Annotated in this window: 19 protein-coding genes; 16 read left to right on the top strand and 3 right to left on the bottom strand. The window is 38.8% G+C overall.

Going from position 1 to position 15,324, the window contains the following annotated elements:
* The 7 genes from ACODR7_RS20750 to ACODR7_RS20780 all read left to right on the top strand — a co-directional run.
* Positions 1-182, top strand: a 182-nt coding sequence (locus tag ACODR7_RS20750; protein ID WP_488842095.1) for a hypothetical protein, incomplete at its 5' end; no start/stop codon positions are given.
* 154 nt (positions 183-336) lie between these two features.
* Entirely contained in the window at positions 337-1,479 is a 1,143-nt protein-coding gene (locus ACODR7_RS20755) for a 1-acyl-sn-glycerol-3-phosphate acyltransferase (RefSeq protein ID WP_488842097.1), read from the top strand.
* 450 nt (positions 1,480-1,929) lie between these two features.
* On the top strand, positions 1,930-2,910 hold the full coding sequence (locus ACODR7_RS20760; RefSeq protein WP_488842099.1) for an L-histidine N(alpha)-methyltransferase: 981 nt from the start codon (positions 1,930-1,932) through the stop codon (positions 2,908-2,910).
* Between the two features lie 89 nt (positions 2,911-2,999).
* The gene (gene egtB / locus ACODR7_RS20765; RefSeq protein ID WP_488842100.1) at positions 3,000-4,169 is read left to right on the top strand and encodes an ergothioneine biosynthesis protein EgtB; all 1,170 of its coding nucleotides are present in this window, start codon (positions 3,000-3,002) and stop codon (positions 4,167-4,169) included.
* Between the two features lie 10 nt (positions 4,170-4,179).
* Positions 4,180-5,100 (top strand): ABC transporter ATP-binding protein, encoded by a 921-nt coding sequence (locus ACODR7_RS20770; protein ID WP_488842102.1) that lies wholly within the window; start codon positions 4,180-4,182, stop codon positions 5,098-5,100.
* Positions 5,097-6,665 carry an ABC transporter permease/substrate-binding protein gene (locus ACODR7_RS20775; protein ID WP_488842104.1) on the top strand — a complete coding sequence of 523 codons (1,569 nt, stop codon included), beginning with the start codon at positions 5,097-5,099 and terminating at the stop codon, positions 6,663-6,665. Before ACODR7_RS20770 ends, ACODR7_RS20775 begins: the two co-directional genes overlap by 4 nt.
* A 128-nt stretch (positions 6,666-6,793) precedes the next feature.
* Positions 6,794-7,339 (top strand): hypothetical protein, encoded by a 546-nt coding sequence (locus tag ACODR7_RS20780; RefSeq protein WP_488842106.1) that lies wholly within the window; start codon positions 6,794-6,796, stop codon positions 7,337-7,339.
* A gap of 217 nt (positions 7,340-7,556) precedes the next feature.
* Here the strand turns inward: ACODR7_RS20780 and ACODR7_RS20785 are convergent, their stop codons facing one another.
* The 3 genes from ACODR7_RS20785 to ACODR7_RS20795 all read right to left on the bottom strand — a co-directional run bounded on the left by ACODR7_RS20785 (position 7,557) and on the right by ACODR7_RS20795 (position 11,265).
* Positions 7,557-9,044: a serine hydrolase domain-containing protein gene (locus tag ACODR7_RS20785; protein WP_488842108.1), complete on the bottom strand. Its 1,488-nt coding sequence runs from the start codon at positions 9,042-9,044 to the stop codon at positions 7,557-7,559.
* A gap of 88 nt (positions 9,045-9,132) precedes the next feature.
* A complete protein-coding gene (locus tag ACODR7_RS20790) occupies positions 9,133-9,705 on the bottom strand; it encodes a helix-turn-helix domain-containing protein (RefSeq protein WP_488842110.1) in 573 nt (190 codons plus the stop codon).
* A gap of 117 nt (positions 9,706-9,822) precedes the next feature.
* Entirely contained in the window at positions 9,823-11,265 is a 1,443-nt protein-coding gene (locus ACODR7_RS20795; RefSeq protein WP_488842113.1) for a hypothetical protein, read from the bottom strand.
* A 334-nt stretch (positions 11,266-11,599) separates the two neighbouring features.
* Here ACODR7_RS20795 and ACODR7_RS20800 point away from each other — a divergent pair, with 334 nt between their 5' ends.
* The 9 genes from ACODR7_RS20800 to ACODR7_RS20840 all read left to right on the top strand — a co-directional run.
* A complete protein-coding gene (locus ACODR7_RS20800; protein WP_034697211.1) occupies positions 11,600-11,815 on the top strand; it encodes a RebB family R body protein in 216 nt (71 codons plus the stop codon).
* Positions 11,816-11,832: 17 nt separating this feature from the next.
* Positions 11,833-12,348, top strand: coding sequence for a hypothetical protein (locus tag ACODR7_RS20805; protein WP_488842115.1), 516 nt, complete (start codon positions 11,833-11,835; stop codon positions 12,346-12,348).
* Between the two features lie 38 nt (positions 12,349-12,386).
* The gene (locus ACODR7_RS20810) at positions 12,387-12,575 is read left to right on the top strand and encodes a hypothetical protein (protein WP_209788652.1); all 189 of its coding nucleotides are present in this window, start codon (positions 12,387-12,389) and stop codon (positions 12,573-12,575) included.
* Entirely contained in the window at positions 12,572-13,399 is an 828-nt protein-coding gene (locus ACODR7_RS20815; RefSeq protein WP_488842117.1) for a hypothetical protein, read from the top strand. Before ACODR7_RS20810 ends, ACODR7_RS20815 begins: the two co-directional genes overlap by 4 nt.
* 30 nt (positions 13,400-13,429) lie before the next feature.
* Entirely contained in the window at positions 13,430-13,813 is a 384-nt protein-coding gene (locus ACODR7_RS20820) for a hypothetical protein (protein WP_488842119.1), read from the top strand.
* Positions 13,814-13,835: 22 nt separating this feature from the next.
* Positions 13,836-14,063 (top strand): hypothetical protein, encoded by a 228-nt coding sequence (locus ACODR7_RS20825; RefSeq protein WP_488842121.1) that lies wholly within the window; start codon positions 13,836-13,838, stop codon positions 14,061-14,063.
* A gap of 461 nt (positions 14,064-14,524) precedes the next feature.
* A complete protein-coding gene (locus ACODR7_RS20830; protein WP_047378383.1) occupies positions 14,525-14,782 on the top strand; it encodes a RebB family R body protein in 258 nt (85 codons plus the stop codon).
* Between the two features lie 82 nt (positions 14,783-14,864).
* Positions 14,865-15,122: a RebB family R body protein gene (locus tag ACODR7_RS20835; protein ID WP_488842123.1), complete on the top strand. Its 258-nt coding sequence runs from the start codon at positions 14,865-14,867 to the stop codon at positions 15,120-15,122.
* 81 nt (positions 15,123-15,203) lie between these two features.
* Positions 15,204-15,324: RebB family R body protein (locus tag ACODR7_RS20840; protein WP_488842125.1), on the top strand; the 121-nt coding region annotated here is incomplete at its 3' end.

Here is a 15,324-nt window from a genome sequence, read left to right on the forward strand (position 1 = left end):
CCTGCGGAATGACAAGGTGGGCGCATGATGATGCATGGAATGATACTTATCTACTTCGGATCACCATACAAACTATCCGCGTAGGCTATCCACAACGTTTGTTATTCTGTAGGAATCCAGCCACAGAAAGCTTTCTGAGGATAAATGATGATAAAATAAGCAGTTTAGATTCTTTAGAATGACAAGGTGGGAGAATGAACGAATATGTCATGATACTTATTGCACAGCTATTTCAACCAACTCTTACGCCTCTCATAATACTTTAACACCCTTTATAGCCTCTCCCCCGATAAATTTTCGTTCTTTTGCAAAAAGTTTTAATTTTTACCCAACCGCATGTCTAAGTTTGATGAAATCCGGTATTTCTATGATCAGGAAGTGAATGAGAGATTACAGAGCATCGCCCTTGATCCCATGATGAAAGCCTTTATGAATTTTACTTTTCCTGATACAAATGAGCAGGTTTGGATGGAACAGTTTAAAAATGTTCATTCCATCAGTGATTTTCAGCATCAGTTTGTAGCCTATGCCGTTCGCCAGATCCTTGCAAAAAGTTCTGACGGTTTAACGACTTCAGGATTTGATAAGCTGGATAAAAACACTTCTTACCTTTTCATCTCAAACCACAGGGATATTGTTCTGGATACTTCATTGCTTAATCTTGTACTGCTGGAAGGCGGTTATGTAATGACAGCTTCTGCCATTGGAGATAATCTTGTCCGCAAAAAATTCTTAAACATACTGGCTAAACTGAACCGGAACTTCCTGGTACAAAGAGGTCTTCCGCTTCGCGAACAGCTGACAAGTTCACAGACAATGTCTGAGTATATTAAAGAGTTGCTCCTTCAGGAAAACCGTTCTGTATGGATTGCCCAGCGTGAAGGCCGTACCAAAAACGGTAACGATTCTACCCAGCAGGGTGTTTTGAAAATGCTTGCCATGGCAGCCGGAGATCAATCTGTTATAGATTATTTTAAAACATTAAAGATTGTTCCGGTCTCCATCTCCTATGAGTATGATCCTACGGATTCCTTAAAAATGCCTCAACTGCTGGCACAGCACAGGGATGAGGAATACATTAAAGGTAAAAACGAAGATTTCACCAATATCATCAGCGGAATTCTGGGACAAAAGAAACGCATCCACCTCCATGCAGGTGATGTCCTGGACAAAGAACTGGATGAAATAGCAGCTGCCATTGACAACAAAAATAAACAGCTGCAGGCCATTGCACAGGTAATTGACCGCTCCATCATCAGTAATTATAAGCTTTGGCCAACCAAGTACATTGCTTATGATCTTCTGCACAAAACAAACACTTACGCTTCCAAATACACAGAACAGGAAAAACAGTTATTTGTCCGCAGGCTTGAAATGCGTATTGATCCTTCAGATCCTGTTTCCAGAGAGTACTTCCTGGCCATGTATGCCAATCCTCTGGTGAATAAACTAAAGGTTGAAGAGGGTTTTGAAAGCTAGCTTTAAATAATAAAGTGGCTGCCTCAAAAGTTAAATAATCTGACTTTGTCATTATGACTCAGGAAAAATCTTATTGATAATCAAACCAATGAGATTATTCATTACGTTGCATTTCATTCAGAATGATACTTTTGAGACAACCTCCTTTTTAGTCAGTTACGAGCGTGGGCTGTCGCTCCTGCTGGGATTAACAAAATTTAAAATAGCAAAATGTTAAATGTTTAAATCCTTAGGTTCTTTCTATCTGCTAAAGCTTTATAACCCTTACACCATCTTTCTGCCGGAATAATTCATGATGGATAAAAAAGTACCACATCTGTTAAAAACATCAATATTATCATTCTATTAAAAGTAAAATTGTTTATATTTAGTTAGATCTATTCAAAAAAATCCATGCTGTAAAAGGCAGGATAATTGCAATAATCTACAAAATCACACAAAATAATACTTATGAATGTACAGCTGGACCCACAATCTAAGACTGAAAAGAATGCTGATCATTTCCGTTCAGATATTTTGAACGGACTTAAAAATACTCCTAAAAAATTATCTTCAAAATATTTTTACGATAAGATAGGTGATCTTCTTTTTCAGCAAATTATGGATATGCCTTCCTATTATCTGACCCGTTGTGAACTGGATATTTTCAAGAATAAAACAGATGAACTTATTGATCTCCTTATTCCCGGAAACGAATCTTTTGACCTGATTGAATTAGGGGCAGGAGACGCCATGAAATCCACCTATTTATTTGAAAAGCTGATCAGGAAAGGGGTTAGCTTTACTTATATGCCGATTGATATCTCAGGAAATATTCTTTCCATACTTCATGAAAAACTGAGCAGCCAGTTTCCGGACATCAAAATAACCTGTCTGGAAGGAGATTATTTTGAAATGCTTCAAAAAGCAGCTTCATTATCTGACCGGAGAAAAGTTGTGTTATTTCTGGGAAGTAATATCGGGAATATGACTCTGGAAGAGGCCGAAGATTTCTGTCTGCATCTGAATAAAAATTTATCTCAAAAAGATCGTGTCCTGGTAGGTTTTGACCTAAAGAAAAATCCGCATATTATCCTGAATGCCTATAATGATAAAGAAGGAATTACCGCTTCTTTTAACCTTAATCTTCTTACCCGAATCAACAATGAACTGGGCGGTAATTTTGATCTGAACCAATTTCAGCATTACCAGACTTATGATCCTGTTACGGGAGCCTGCAGAAGTTTTCTGATAAGCCTTATCAGACAGGATGTGACTATTGACAATACCAGGATTTCTTTTGAAGAAAACGAATTGATCGATATGGAAATTTCACAAAAATTTTCTTCCGAAAAAATCAGGGAATTAGCCCAAAAAACGGGTTTTACCATCACAGGAGAGATCAATGATTCTAAAAAATGGTTTGTAGATACCATCTGGCAGGTACAATAAAAAGAGATGATACACACAGCGCATCTGCAAAAGTGAAAAAATAAAATATACTTCTTTCATTGAACTTCAATCATTAAAAACTAAAAGACATGACCCCAGAGATCATCACAAAAGATATTACTAAAAAGTATATGGACATCCGCAGACGTTCTGAAGAAATCTGTGTCCCACTGGAAATAGAAGATTATGTGGTACAGCCGATTGTAGATGTAAGCCCTCCGAAATGGCATCTTGGCCATACCACCTGGTTTTTTGAAACCTTCATTCTTACCCCGCATTTTCCGGATTACAAGGTTTTTGATCCGCAGTATAATTTTGTTTTCAACAGCTACTATGAGACTATCGGAGCGCGGGTGATCCGGACCGACCGCGGAAACCTCAGCCGTCCTTCTGTTTCAGAGGTGTATCAATATCGAAAATATGTAGATGAGCATATGGAAGCTTTTCTTGAAAGCTCATTTCTGACAGAAGCCCTTAAACCGCTTTTGGAACTGGGGCTTAACCATGAGCAGCAGCATCAGGAGTTATTAATTACCGATATTAAATATATTTTGGGACATAATCCGCTTTTCCCAGCCTATACAAAAGAAAAATCCGGACAAATGAACTCCGGAGATCTGGAAATGGTGAGGTTTTCTGAAGGCATCTATGAAATTGGATTTAAAGGAGATGGATTTTGCTTTGATAATGAACTGGGAAGGCATAAAGTATATCTTACAGACTTTGAAATTGCCAGCCGGCTCGTTACCAATAGTGAATATTTAGAATTTATGAAAGCAGGCGGATATGAAGATTTCAGATACTGGCATGCTGAAGGATGGGACTGGGTGAAACAGAATTCCGCAAAATCTCCACTGTACTGGCATTATATTGAAGACCAATGGATGTATTACACACTCCACGGCTTACAGGAAATAGACCCTCATGCCCCATTGTGCCACATCAATTTCTATGAAGCCTCTGCTTTTGCCTCCTGGAAAGGAATGCGTCTGCCCACTGAAGAAGAATGGGAAACGGCTTCGGATTATTTTGACTGGGGAACACGCTGGGAATGGACAAATTCTGCTTATCTGCCTTACCCTCATTTTAAGAAAGAAGCAGGAGCTGTAGGTGAGTACAACGGAAAATTCATGATCAACCAAATGGTTTTGAGAGGGGCTTCAGAAGCTACTCCCCCGGGACACAGCAGAAATACATACCGTAATTTTTTTCAGCCTAATTTAAAATGGCAGTTCACAGGAATAAGACTTGCCCAGTAATTTTTCACCGATGATCACATTAGAATCCATTTCAAAGAGCTTCAACGGAAAAAAAGCAGTAGATCAAATTTCTTTTCAGGCACTTGATCAGGAGATCCTTGTTCTTTTAGGAACCAGCGGGTGCGGAAAAACGACCACACTTAAGATGATCAACCGTCTCATAGAAGCAGATTCCGGAAATATTTTCATAGATGGCAAAAACATCCGTGATCAGAAAGCCGAAGAACTGAGAATGGGAATTGGTTTTGTCATGCAGCATTCGGGGTTATTTCCCCATTATACCATTCAGCAGAATATTGCGGTAGTTCCTGAGCTATTGAAATGGGACAAAAAGAAAACAGAAAGAAAAACATATGAGCTTTTGGCCAAGCTTCACCTTTCTGAAGAGATACTTTCACGATTTCCTCATGAATTAAGCGGCGGACAGCAGCAACGGGCAGGCATTGCCAGAGCACTGATTGCAGACAACCCTGTTTTGCTGATGGACGAACCTTTCGGAGCACTCGATAATATTACCAGGGCTGATATTCATTCGGAATTTAAATCGTTGGAAGAACTTAAAAGCAAAACCATCATATTGGTTACCCATGATGTACAGGAAGCCTTTGAGCTGGGCCACCGGATATGTCTGATGGATCAGGGAAAAATTGTACAGATGGGTACTCCCAGGGAAATGCTTTACCATCCTGCAACCCATTTTGTGCGCAATTTTTTTGCTGAAAACAGGCTTTTACTGGAATATAAGGTAACGGCTCTACATCATATCAGCCCTTTTCTCCCTCCGGAAAATTCATACTTAAGGCCATACAGTACATCCAATGCAAGTGTGTGGGATATTTTACAGCAATTGAGTTCTGATCACCAAAACGCTGAGGTTTACGAGCAACTGGTCAGAGCGTTTAATCAGTATAGAAAATCACAGATGGTATGACGCAGCAACAGAGTTTTTGGCATTTTATTGCTGAACAGCAGGAAAAGCTCACCACCCAGATCATTCAGCATCTCGGGCTTACGTTTTTGTCTTTGCTTTTGGCCATCCTTGTTGGAGTGCCTTTAGGAATACTTATTTCCAGAAAAAAAAGACTTTCCAGCCCGGTGCTGGGCATTGCCGGTATTTTACAGACCATTCCGAGTATTGCATTGCTGGGATTTATGATTCCTGTTTTCGGCATTGGTCCGAAGCCTGCCATTGCTGCTTTATTGATCTATGCTCTTCTTCCCATTATCCGGAATACCTATACCGGAATTATGGGTGTAGATCCCGCAGTGATTGAAGCTGCTAAAGCAATGGGGATGAACAAAAGCCAGCTTCTTTTTAAGGTAAAACTTCCTTTGGCCATGCCGGTTATCATTGCCGGTATCAGGACTGCTGCTGTAATTAATGTAGGAGTGGCTACACTGGCTTCTTTTGTGGCAGCAGGTGGTTTGGGAGAGTTTATCTTCGGAGGCATTTCACTCAACAATACGAATATGATCATGGCTGGAGCCATTCCGGCAGCATTATTGGCTGTTTTTCTGGATCAGTTCATTGCCATGATCCAGAAATCAGGTTACCGTTTCTTTCAAAAACTGAAATATATTCTTCCTGTTATCCTTATTATTCTGGGAGCAGGCTATCTTCTGACTTTTGTATCACACCGGACAATTAAGGCGGGTTTTACACCGGAATTTATGGGTAGACAGGATGGGGACATCGGGCTTCGTTCAGTATACGGGCTTAGCGTTAATCCCCTTGTGGTAAGTGATGCGATTATGTATAAGGCTGCTTATGAGAATGAGCTGGATCTTATCAGCGGATATTCTACAGATGGCAGAATCAAAGCTTATGATCTGTATGTACTGAATGATGATAAAAAAATATTTCCGCCTTATTATGCAGCTCCCATCATCAAAACCAAAACGCTGAAAAAATTTCCGGAATTGGAAAAAACCTTAAATCTATTGGCCGGGAAGTTCAATGATTCTATCATGACGGACCTGAATTACAGAGCTGATCATCTGCATCAGAATCCTGAAAAGATTGCAAAGGATTTTCTCATCAGAAATAATCTGTATAAAAGCCCAGGAAAAGGAAATGCAGGAACTGTGAGAATTGGTTCAAAAATCTTTGGTGAACAATATATTCTCGCAGAAATGTATACTATGCTTATTGAAGGGTATACAGATTATAAAGTGGAAACGAAAACGGGTTTAGGGGGAACAAAAATATGTTTTGATGCCTTAATGAATGATGCCATAGACTTTTATCCTGAATATACGGGAACTGGGCTTCTGGTGCTTTTAAAACCTACAGCAGAGACCATCAGAAATGTTTCCAAAAGTCCCGGCATCACCTATCAGTATGTGAATTCAGAGTTTCAAAAACAATATGGGATCCAATGGCTGAAACCGTTGGGGTTTAACAATGCCTATGCTCTGATGATGCGAAGAAAGCAGGCAGAAGAACTTCATATCAAAAGCATATCTGATCTTGCCCATTATTTTGATGGAAGCTAAATTTCTGTTGACGACCCGGATAGATTGAACAAAGACTATATGTGTTTTTCCTCAACAACATGAAAAGTCTTCTGAAATCCCTCATTTTTTTCAAAAGCCCTATCTTCGTACCTTAAAAAATTGACAAAATGAAGAAATTCCTATTGCTGGCTTCGGCTGTATTTGTTCTCCAATCCTGTGTGGTAAGAACTGCTACAAAAGTAGTATCAGGTGCAGTAAACTTAAGTTATAAAGCGGTAAAAGGTACAGTAAACGGAATCAGCTGGGCAGTAAGCAAGGCGAAGGGAAAAATAGATGAAGACCGTTTGGATGGTACGTGGAAAGTAGTGGGTGTTTATCGTGGTTCTTTTGAGGACTTTTCAAAGGATCAGAATCCTGATGGCTCATTTACTTCGGAATGTACGGAAGGTTTTGACCAGATTGTTTTCAAGGCTAAAAAGTCTAAATTCAAGCCGGTGCACTGCAGCACACAGGATGAAGATTGGGTGAAATATTCTATGGAGTTTGGAAAAAATCCTTCCACCAAAGAAAAGGAAAATTATATAGAATACAATTCCAGCAATTATATTTCTGTGATAGATGTCACCAATAAAACAATGGTTCTGGAAGGCAATCTGATGCCCAAATTAGGGTTTTCCGGAGCTAAATTATACCTCCTTGAGAAAGTAAAATAGAAATACAAAGGGTGAGGTTATTTCAAAAACAGCTCTGCAATAAAATAACCTCCTCCTATTACTGAATGACTCCTGCTGCAAGGATAATATAATATTGCCACATAGCTTTCGTTTTACTTCTGTTCATACCATTTCATCCTGAAAACAAACACTTACCTATTTCACTCATTTTCATATTGATACCCCGATTACACAAATATTTTTATTGTATAAACAGTTATCTGGTTTCTGTCTCTACGATCTTCTTTCCTTCCTTACCCAGATAATGTAGAACCAGCTTCTCATACACTTTATAACCATCATCTACATTGGTAAAAATTACAATTCCTTTTCCTGAATTGGGCAATACGATGGTAATACACTGCGTGCCAAGATCGGCACCGCTGTGGGATAAGGCATAATCACCATTTCCGAGATCATAGATTTCGAATCCCAATCCGAAGTATTTATTTTCTTTTGTTTTTACCTGTTTTCTGATCATTTCCTGAAAAATTTCCGGTTTCAGATTCTTCCCTTTCATGACACTGACCATAAAATTCCCGTAATCTGTTATCGTGGTATGGAGATCATCGGCGGCATTAGCTGTTTTATTTTTCCCGGTTGGGTAAGCTTTACCATCTTTATCATATCCTATGGCAAATCTTGATTCATCGGTATTCTGATCCCAAACATAATTGGTATCATTCATCCTGAGTGGCTGAAAAATAAGTTCTTTCGCAAGCTGATCGAGTGATTTTCCAAATTTCTTTTCCAGAGCCTTCCGAAGGTATTCAAAACCTTCACCTGAGTATTGGTATTTTGTGCCGGGATCAAACTGAAAATTCAGCTTTTTATCTGCATTCATCCATCTCCAGTTGGGAAAGCCAGTCTGATGGCTCAGGATCAATCTGGTGGTTAATTGGGTATGCCTTGGATCAGCCGCAATATCAGGATCAGTCCAGTATGCATCTAAAGGCTCATCAAGCTTCCATTTCCCAAGACTTATCAATCGTAAGGCAACCATTGCTGTAACAGGTTTGGTGAGAGATGCTACATTGAATAAGGTATTGGAAGGTGCCGAAATTCCTTTCTTTATCTCGCCAAAAACTTTTACCTGCTTTAGCTTCTCATCTTCGATAATTCCCAGTCCCAGAGCAGGAACATTGTTTTCTTTCAGCCAGCTTTGCATCGACTGATCGTTATCAAACATGGTTTCATTGTCGGTAGTCTGCTTCGGATGGTGATTAAAACTCAATGAATTTTTAAGCTTCCACTCAGCATTTTCCAATATCCATAAATGGGTAAATTTTGCTTCCCCGACTAATTTCTCAGCCTGACTCCCCATTTTTTCATAAAACAGATGATCCCCGTTCTGAATGGCTGCGTAGATCTTTCCGCCTTTATACATAGGATAAATTTCTGTGCTTTTATCAACCAGGATTCTTTTTATCTGATAGGTTTCCGGAGATTTGCATAATCCGTTTTTAAAGTCAGTGATAAAATTTTTCCTGTCCTCGAAGCCGCCTTTATCGTGATAAAATTCAAAGCTGTCACTCAACAGACTTTCCATCTGCTTCGTGTTGCAGGTATTGTAGCCCACAGAAAAAAACAGGCTGTCTTTCGATATAATGGTTTTGTAAAGAGGATCCGTTTTTTCTGTCTGTGCCTGCATGATGTTCACAACCAGAATTAAAAAAGGAAGGATAAACCTTGAAGACTTTGTCATTGTTATTTTTTTTGACAAAGATTCAATTTCATTTTGTTTTTCTGCTAAAAATGAACCCGACAAAAACCCGACAAAGCCCTGACAGGATTTATATCATGCTGAATTTCAACCTGAAATAGAGTTTTTTATTTTTATCGATTTCTGCTGCATTGCGAAGGATAATCAACACATTGGAAAGCACAATCAGAATCATAAGGATCAGGGTAAACTGTTTTCCGAACTTTAAAAAGATTCCGAGCATGAAGCTAATGGGAGCCATTACTGTCCAGATCATCTGAACCGAAATAATCTGCCTTGCCAGACTGTTTCTCTGTTTCATACTGTGCATGAGTATGAGCGGAACAAAAATATTCAGTGGAGGTAAAAGGGTAAAGATTAATGAGGAAAGATTAATGATTTTAATATAAGAATAGTTGATTGGATTCTCTTCTTCTTTTACTTCTATTTCCCCTTCATTTACTTCTGAAAGTACTTGAGGCTGTTCCTGCTGTAATTCAAACTCTTCTATTCCTAAAGTCTGTGCCAGTACTCTGAGCGTATGTCCTTTAGGTTCTGTTCCTGCTTCTATACGTTGAATGGTTCTTACAGATATTTTTGATTTTTCTGACAGTTCTTCCTGAGTCAGATTTTTTTGTTCTCTTATGGCTTTTAGCTTGGACATAGTATGCCTTCCGATTAATTTTCGTCAGCTAATTTACATTTTTTAATAGTAATATAATACAACAGCATTCTGTACGGATACAAAATGCTGTTTCTTTTATAGGATCTTAGATTTATTTTAACCTATTTTTTCGGAACTCTCCAATAGTCTTTCATAACTTTTATTTCGTTGCCCTATAATCCGTTGATATCCTGTTTCTCTTTCTACCCAGTCTGAAGGTTGTAAATAGCTGAGAATAGTATCCATATCACGTTCGCTAAAGCCTTCTGAAAAACTTTCTTTGCCTCTTTTAGGTATGGGAGTTGGAGGAATTTGATCTTTACGGGAAGGAGCCATTTCGGGCCCCGCGTATCTTTTCTTTTTAGCCTCACCCACATGCTCTATTGCTTTTATATCTTTTTCAAGTTTTTTTATATCCAGATTCCCTGAACTCTCATAACTCTCTTTCAATCTTTTAATGTTGTCCTGGGTTTCTCTGTTTATTTCCTGAATCTGATATTGAATAAATTTGCCTGATCTTGTAGGAGGTTCTGCCAATACAAGTCTTTCATATCCGGTTGCTCTAGCCCCTAACGCTGTTTCACCCCTTCCCGTATCAAACCAGCTTGTCATTCTGTCTCCACTTTCACTTCCTTTTTCTTCCATATACCGAACCTGATATCCCAACATGGCCATTACTTCCAGATTACCGCTTCTGAAGCCAAGATGTTTTACATTCTTAAAGTGTGTATCAAAATACTCATAGAGCTTAAACTGTCCCATACGGGTGTTTCCTCCCCATGCTTTCAGTGCGGGAGAGTTTCCTTTCCAGAATTCTGTAATATTGAATACTTTTCTGGATTGAGAATATCTGTTAATCTCATCAGCCGTGTCATTATATTTCTTTGCTCTTTCTTTCACATATCCTTTATCTCCGGTAATGATAACGGCATCATACATGTCGGCCACTCTGTGTACAATCTGCTTGATTCCCCAATAACTGGTGTCATGTTCTATATGAATATCACCTCCCTTTCCGCTGAAACGGGACCATAGAATCAATAGATTATTTCCACTTGTGGGTATGCCTTGCTCTTCCAGCCATATTTTTATCGCATCATCCTGGCTTCCATTGATTTCCCATGCGTTTCTTAATGCAGTTCTCATATTATCGGAAAAGTTTTCGGCAATGTACTGAGTTCCTTCTCCTACCGGCTTGTAGTATTTATTTTCAAATGCTCTTTTTGAGAGATCATTTTTATATTGCTCCTTTATGATATTGAATGCTTTGGTTTTAAGCTGACTTGCCAGCCCGGGACTCCGCACTTCTGTAACATTATGAGTATGTATCCTCCTTTCATCTATTCCGGAGTTCCTGTAGAATTCTATAATAGATTTGCTGTTATCATAAGGATCTGTCACATTTCCGTCTTTGTCCATTGTTGTAGAGATCAATACATGATATTGTGGATTGTGTATCAATGTTGCTGCAATGGCAAACATATCTCCGGTTGCATATCCCGGCTGCACTATGATAAAGGGAATTACTGCTTCTGCTTCTTCGTTGTTCTGATTATTCATAATATAATTTTAAATGTTAGAATAGGTTATCAGACAAATTTCAAGGTAAAGCGGTGGCTGGTTTAGAGGGGATTTACCCATTTTCAGAAACCAGGGGTTTTCCCTTATTTCCAGTTAATGTATTGGTGTATTTATTAATTAAATTCTCAGATACAATAAAGACTCTTAATTAAAAATTCACTCATAGGAGAATTCCCTTATTTTTTAAAATTCCGTTTTTTCCCTTAATGAAGATTTATTTTGTTTGATGAAATTTGTATCAGACAAAAGAGATCAACAATCTCATAGTCAACATTTAATTTAAAAAAAATAGTAACCCCATTAAAACCAGAATATGGCAGAAACAGTAAACACCCAGACTACAGATGCAGTAACGCAGACTAACGTTACGGTACTTGGTGAGTCTCCCGCACAGGCTATGAGTATGCTTTACCAGATGGCCACCCATGCCAGTGGAATTTCCATTCAGAATTCTGTGACAAACCAGCAGAACTTGAACCAGCTCAACCCTGCGATTGTTGCAGATGCCATTAAAATTTTAAAAGGATAATTTAAAACCTTACCATCATGAGTGAAAACAACAGTGAAACCCAACAATCCCAGGCGGCAAATGCTACCACTCCGGCGGAGAAAGCTGTAGTATTTGTGAACAGTGAGGTACTGGCTCCCCCAAAGGCTTCTCCAATGACCGGAGTAACGAAAGTAATGATAGAACAGTCTACAGGAATGATGGTTCAGGATTTACAGTCTTTTTTAAAAGGATTCGAGCAGGTAGGCCTTATTGCATTAAGCAGACTGGCCAATAATCTACTGACTTACGGAACTCCTTTCGGGCCAGCTCCGGGCAGTAAAGAAACCTCTGTTCAGATGGCTGAAAATATTCAGGGTCAGGATGCAGGAAAAGGCAATGAAATGATGAAAGACTTATTCAAAATGGTAAGTGATTATGCTGAAGTAAAAGCTAAAATTTCCAATACTATTTATAATGTCAACGCGCTTCCGGTCTCAGAAGCTCTTCCTTCTCCCCCATCCTATACGGAAGTAATCCCTGAGACTGAAGATCCTGAAAAAAAAAACGAGTAAATTCTGCTCAGGAAGAAACCTCCTCAGAAAAGAAAAGTATGAGAAAAAGCTTTATCACGGCTGATCATGGGGGAAAATTAGTATTAAAGTCCGTAAAACTGACACAGCCACTTGTAAAACCAGAGATTAAAGAAGCAGTAATTCCTTCAGTAGAGCCTGAAGATAAGCCAAAGAAAAAAACAATCATCAACCAAATCATTGAAAAAATTAAAATAAATAAGAGATGAATTATTCCTCAGTAACTAAACCCGCCAAAATTTTAAACCTGGAAAGTTTAAACGATTTAAATGAACGACTTTACCTGGTCAAAGACCATGATAATGATTATTTTGACACCAAAAGTGCAGATGCCAAAAGGACAGAAAACAATGCAGAGCGTTTTGTATTTAATCTTCAAACATCCAATATTAATATACAACCTTCTGTAAGGCTGGTCAACTGCCTCAACAGAAATAGTAAAAGATACAATCAGTTTCAGTGTTTTGTGGTGGAACCTATAGATAAATCAACGGGAATTGCCGTGATCATGGTCAAACTGGATGATCCAAAGGTATTTTATTGTAATGTCAGAATTATGCCCCTTACCACCTTAAGTGACATTGCTGTTCCTGATTATGATTCAAAACTTCTAACAGTCAATCTTGAAAAATCAAAATGCATCCTTAAAGCAGATATTACAATCACTCCATCTGATACAGGTGAAGCACAATATTCAGTACATGACGTAGATGTGGCTGCTATTTCTGACCTGGCTACTCAGGAGGAAACAATAGCCTTAAAAAGGGAACTGGAATTTCAGGCCTCCAAGCTGATTGCTCATTATTTCCAGGAAATCCTGAGTATTGTTGTGAACGAAACGCCTCCACCTGGTAAATCTCTTATCATTCCGGATGATTATATCCTTACACTTCCTCCACACCAGTTGAAAGAAATGTTATCTGCCAGTACTATTGCGGCATGTGTAGCATTGGAAATTACAGGGTATAATGTATTGAAAGAAATCAACCGTGACTGGAAGGCTGCGTCTGCATTTATTACTTATCTGCTGTAGTCTGTTGTATAATACTCTAAAATAATATGTATGCGCAGAAGAATCCGCAAAAAAGCTCCTGTTCCCAAACCTCCGGTACCCGTAACGGAACCTGAAATGGTAGAAAAAGAAATCATGCCTTTTGTGTTAAGACATGAAGATGAGATCGTGAGCTATATCAAAGATAAAGCCATCAAAGAAACCATGAAGTCACTTGCTCCTCTCCTTGAAAAGCTGGAAGAAGCCGTTAAACAGCAGGAATCTGCCCAGACTCAGATTGCCACACAAGCTCCTCCTGAAACCCCTGTGATGAACTATGAAGAGCAGCTGAAAAAACTTCAGGAAGCCTCATCAGCAAAGGTAAAGGAGAAAGAGCTCAAAATCATGGACCGAATGAATAAGCTGAATGCCAGGTTTGGTAATATCCGACCATAGAACCATAAAAAGAAAAATTAATATGAATGAAATTGATGCAATAATTACAGGAATGTCTACTGCTGTGCCGCAAGCTATTTCTACACAGGTAAGTGCCCATTCTACCGGACAGATGCAGATCAATGCTGCACTGAATCAACAACGGAATACGATGACCGGAATCAGCAATTATGTCATGGGCTTAAAAAAAATGAGTCCAAAAAATATAAAGCTCAGGCAATTCGAGACATTTAAAAAAGAACGTTTTTAATCTAAGTCTCTAAAAACTACGGATGCGGTTTTAGTTCTCTGCAAAGATGAAATCCGGTGCCCTCAGCATATACAATCAGGTCAACATTTATTTTGCACCGCTTTTCAGATGCCGTCAATGTACAAAAGCAATTATTCAGAATCCATATTTAGCCCAAAGGAATCCGACATTGCCGGCATACCTGCAGCAGGAATTTATTTTTAAGACAGATATTAAAAATAGAAACCGCATCCTTTTACAAAAAAAATATGCTTTAAACTCGCGCAGATTTTACAGATAGAGTTTCAACCATTGTATTCAGAGCCACCCTTCAAGTCTAATTTATTCATAACCTGTCAACCAATGCCTTTGAAATCTATTCATCTGGAGGATCTGTGGTGAGTTTAAAAGATAAAACATAAAACTAGTTTACCTCAATAATTATTAACCGAGATCAGATCTCAAAAAAAACAATTACAATTATGCCAGTTAATGAACAAATCACAGACGCAGTAACGCAGTCTAACGTGAAAGTAGTAGGAGAATCTCCTGCAATGGCTCTAGCCAACGTGTATCAATCTGCTGCACATTCTACAGGAATTATGTTTGAAAATGCAGTGAATGCACAAAACCAGCAGAACATTCTGGGGCAGGCAGCAACCACTCAGGGTATTCTGCAGATCTACAGCCTGGATACGGTAGCAGATGCGGTTTCCATTGCCAAGATTCTTAAGCCGTAATTTTTAAACTTTTTTGAGAAAAAAGTCATTCTCTCAGCCGGATAATCCGGTCGTTTTTTAACCTTAATAAACAATAATCATTATGCCAGTTAACGAACAAATCACAGATGCAGTAACGCAGTCGAACGTAAAGGTAGTAGCAGAATCGCCAGCCATGGCTTTAGCTAATGTGTATCAAACAGCTGCACATTCTACAGGAATCATGTTTGAAAATGCGATGACCAACCAAAATCAGCACAACATCGTTACACAAGCAGCCACTACGCAAGGAATCTCTCAAATCTACAGCAAAGATACCATAGCGGATGCCATCTCAATTGCTAAAATTCTTAAACCTTAACCCGTTCTTGCATACCGCAGAATACAACCATTTTTTAAAGCCGGAATCCCGGTTATTTTAACCCAATAAACAATAATCATTATGCCAGTTAACGAAAAAATCACAGACGCAGTAACACAATCCAACGTAAAAGTAGTAGCAGAATCGCCTGCAATGGCTTTAGCTAACGTGTATCAATCTGCTGCACATTCTACAGGAATCA

The sequence above is a fragment of the Chryseobacterium sp. FG46 genome (genome assembly GCF_057809135.1).

Bases quoted from the DNA above. Each gene is read 5' to 3' on its own strand.
- ACODR7_RS20755 (WP_488842097.1), top strand. From the start codon at position 337: ATGTCTAAGTTTGATGAAATCCGGTATTTCTATGATCAGGAAGTGAAT.
- ACODR7_RS20760 (WP_488842099.1), top strand. From the start codon at position 1,930: ATGAATGTACAGCTGGACCCACAATCTAAGACTGAAAAGAATGCTGAT.
- egtB (WP_488842100.1), top strand. From the start codon at position 3,000: ATGACCCCAGAGATCATCACAAAAGATATTACTAAAAAGTATATGGAC.
- ACODR7_RS20770 (WP_488842102.1), top strand. From the start codon at position 4,180: ATGATCACATTAGAATCCATTTCAAAGAGCTTCAACGGAAAAAAAGCA.
- ACODR7_RS20775 (WP_488842104.1), top strand. From the start codon at position 5,097: ATGACGCAGCAACAGAGTTTTTGGCATTTTATTGCTGAACAGCAGGAA.
- ACODR7_RS20780 (WP_488842106.1), top strand. From the start codon at position 6,794: ATGAAGAAATTCCTATTGCTGGCTTCGGCTGTATTTGTTCTCCAATCC.
- ACODR7_RS20785 (WP_488842108.1), bottom strand. From the start codon at position 9,044: ATGACAAAGTCTTCAAGGTTTATCCTTCCTTTTTTAATTCTGGTTGTG.
- ACODR7_RS20790 (WP_488842110.1), bottom strand. From the start codon at position 9,705: ATGTCCAAGCTAAAAGCCATAAGAGAACAAAAAAATCTGACTCAGGAA.
- ACODR7_RS20795 (WP_488842113.1), bottom strand. From the start codon at position 11,265: ATGAATAATCAGAACAACGAAGAAGCAGAAGCAGTAATTCCCTTTATC.
- ACODR7_RS20800 (WP_034697211.1), top strand. From the start codon at position 11,600: ATGGCAGAAACAGTAAACACCCAGACTACAGATGCAGTAACGCAGACT.
- ACODR7_RS20805 (WP_488842115.1), top strand. From the start codon at position 11,833: ATGAGTGAAAACAACAGTGAAACCCAACAATCCCAGGCGGCAAATGCT.
- ACODR7_RS20810 (WP_209788652.1), top strand. From the start codon at position 12,387: ATGAGAAAAAGCTTTATCACGGCTGATCATGGGGGAAAATTAGTATTA.
- ACODR7_RS20815 (WP_488842117.1), top strand. From the start codon at position 12,572: ATGAATTATTCCTCAGTAACTAAACCCGCCAAAATTTTAAACCTGGAA.
- ACODR7_RS20820 (WP_488842119.1), top strand. From the start codon at position 13,430: ATGCGCAGAAGAATCCGCAAAAAAGCTCCTGTTCCCAAACCTCCGGTA.
- ACODR7_RS20825 (WP_488842121.1), top strand. From the start codon at position 13,836: ATGAATGAAATTGATGCAATAATTACAGGAATGTCTACTGCTGTGCCG.
- ACODR7_RS20830 (WP_047378383.1), top strand. From the start codon at position 14,525: ATGCCAGTTAATGAACAAATCACAGACGCAGTAACGCAGTCTAACGTG.
- ACODR7_RS20835 (WP_488842123.1), top strand. From the start codon at position 14,865: ATGCCAGTTAACGAACAAATCACAGATGCAGTAACGCAGTCGAACGTA.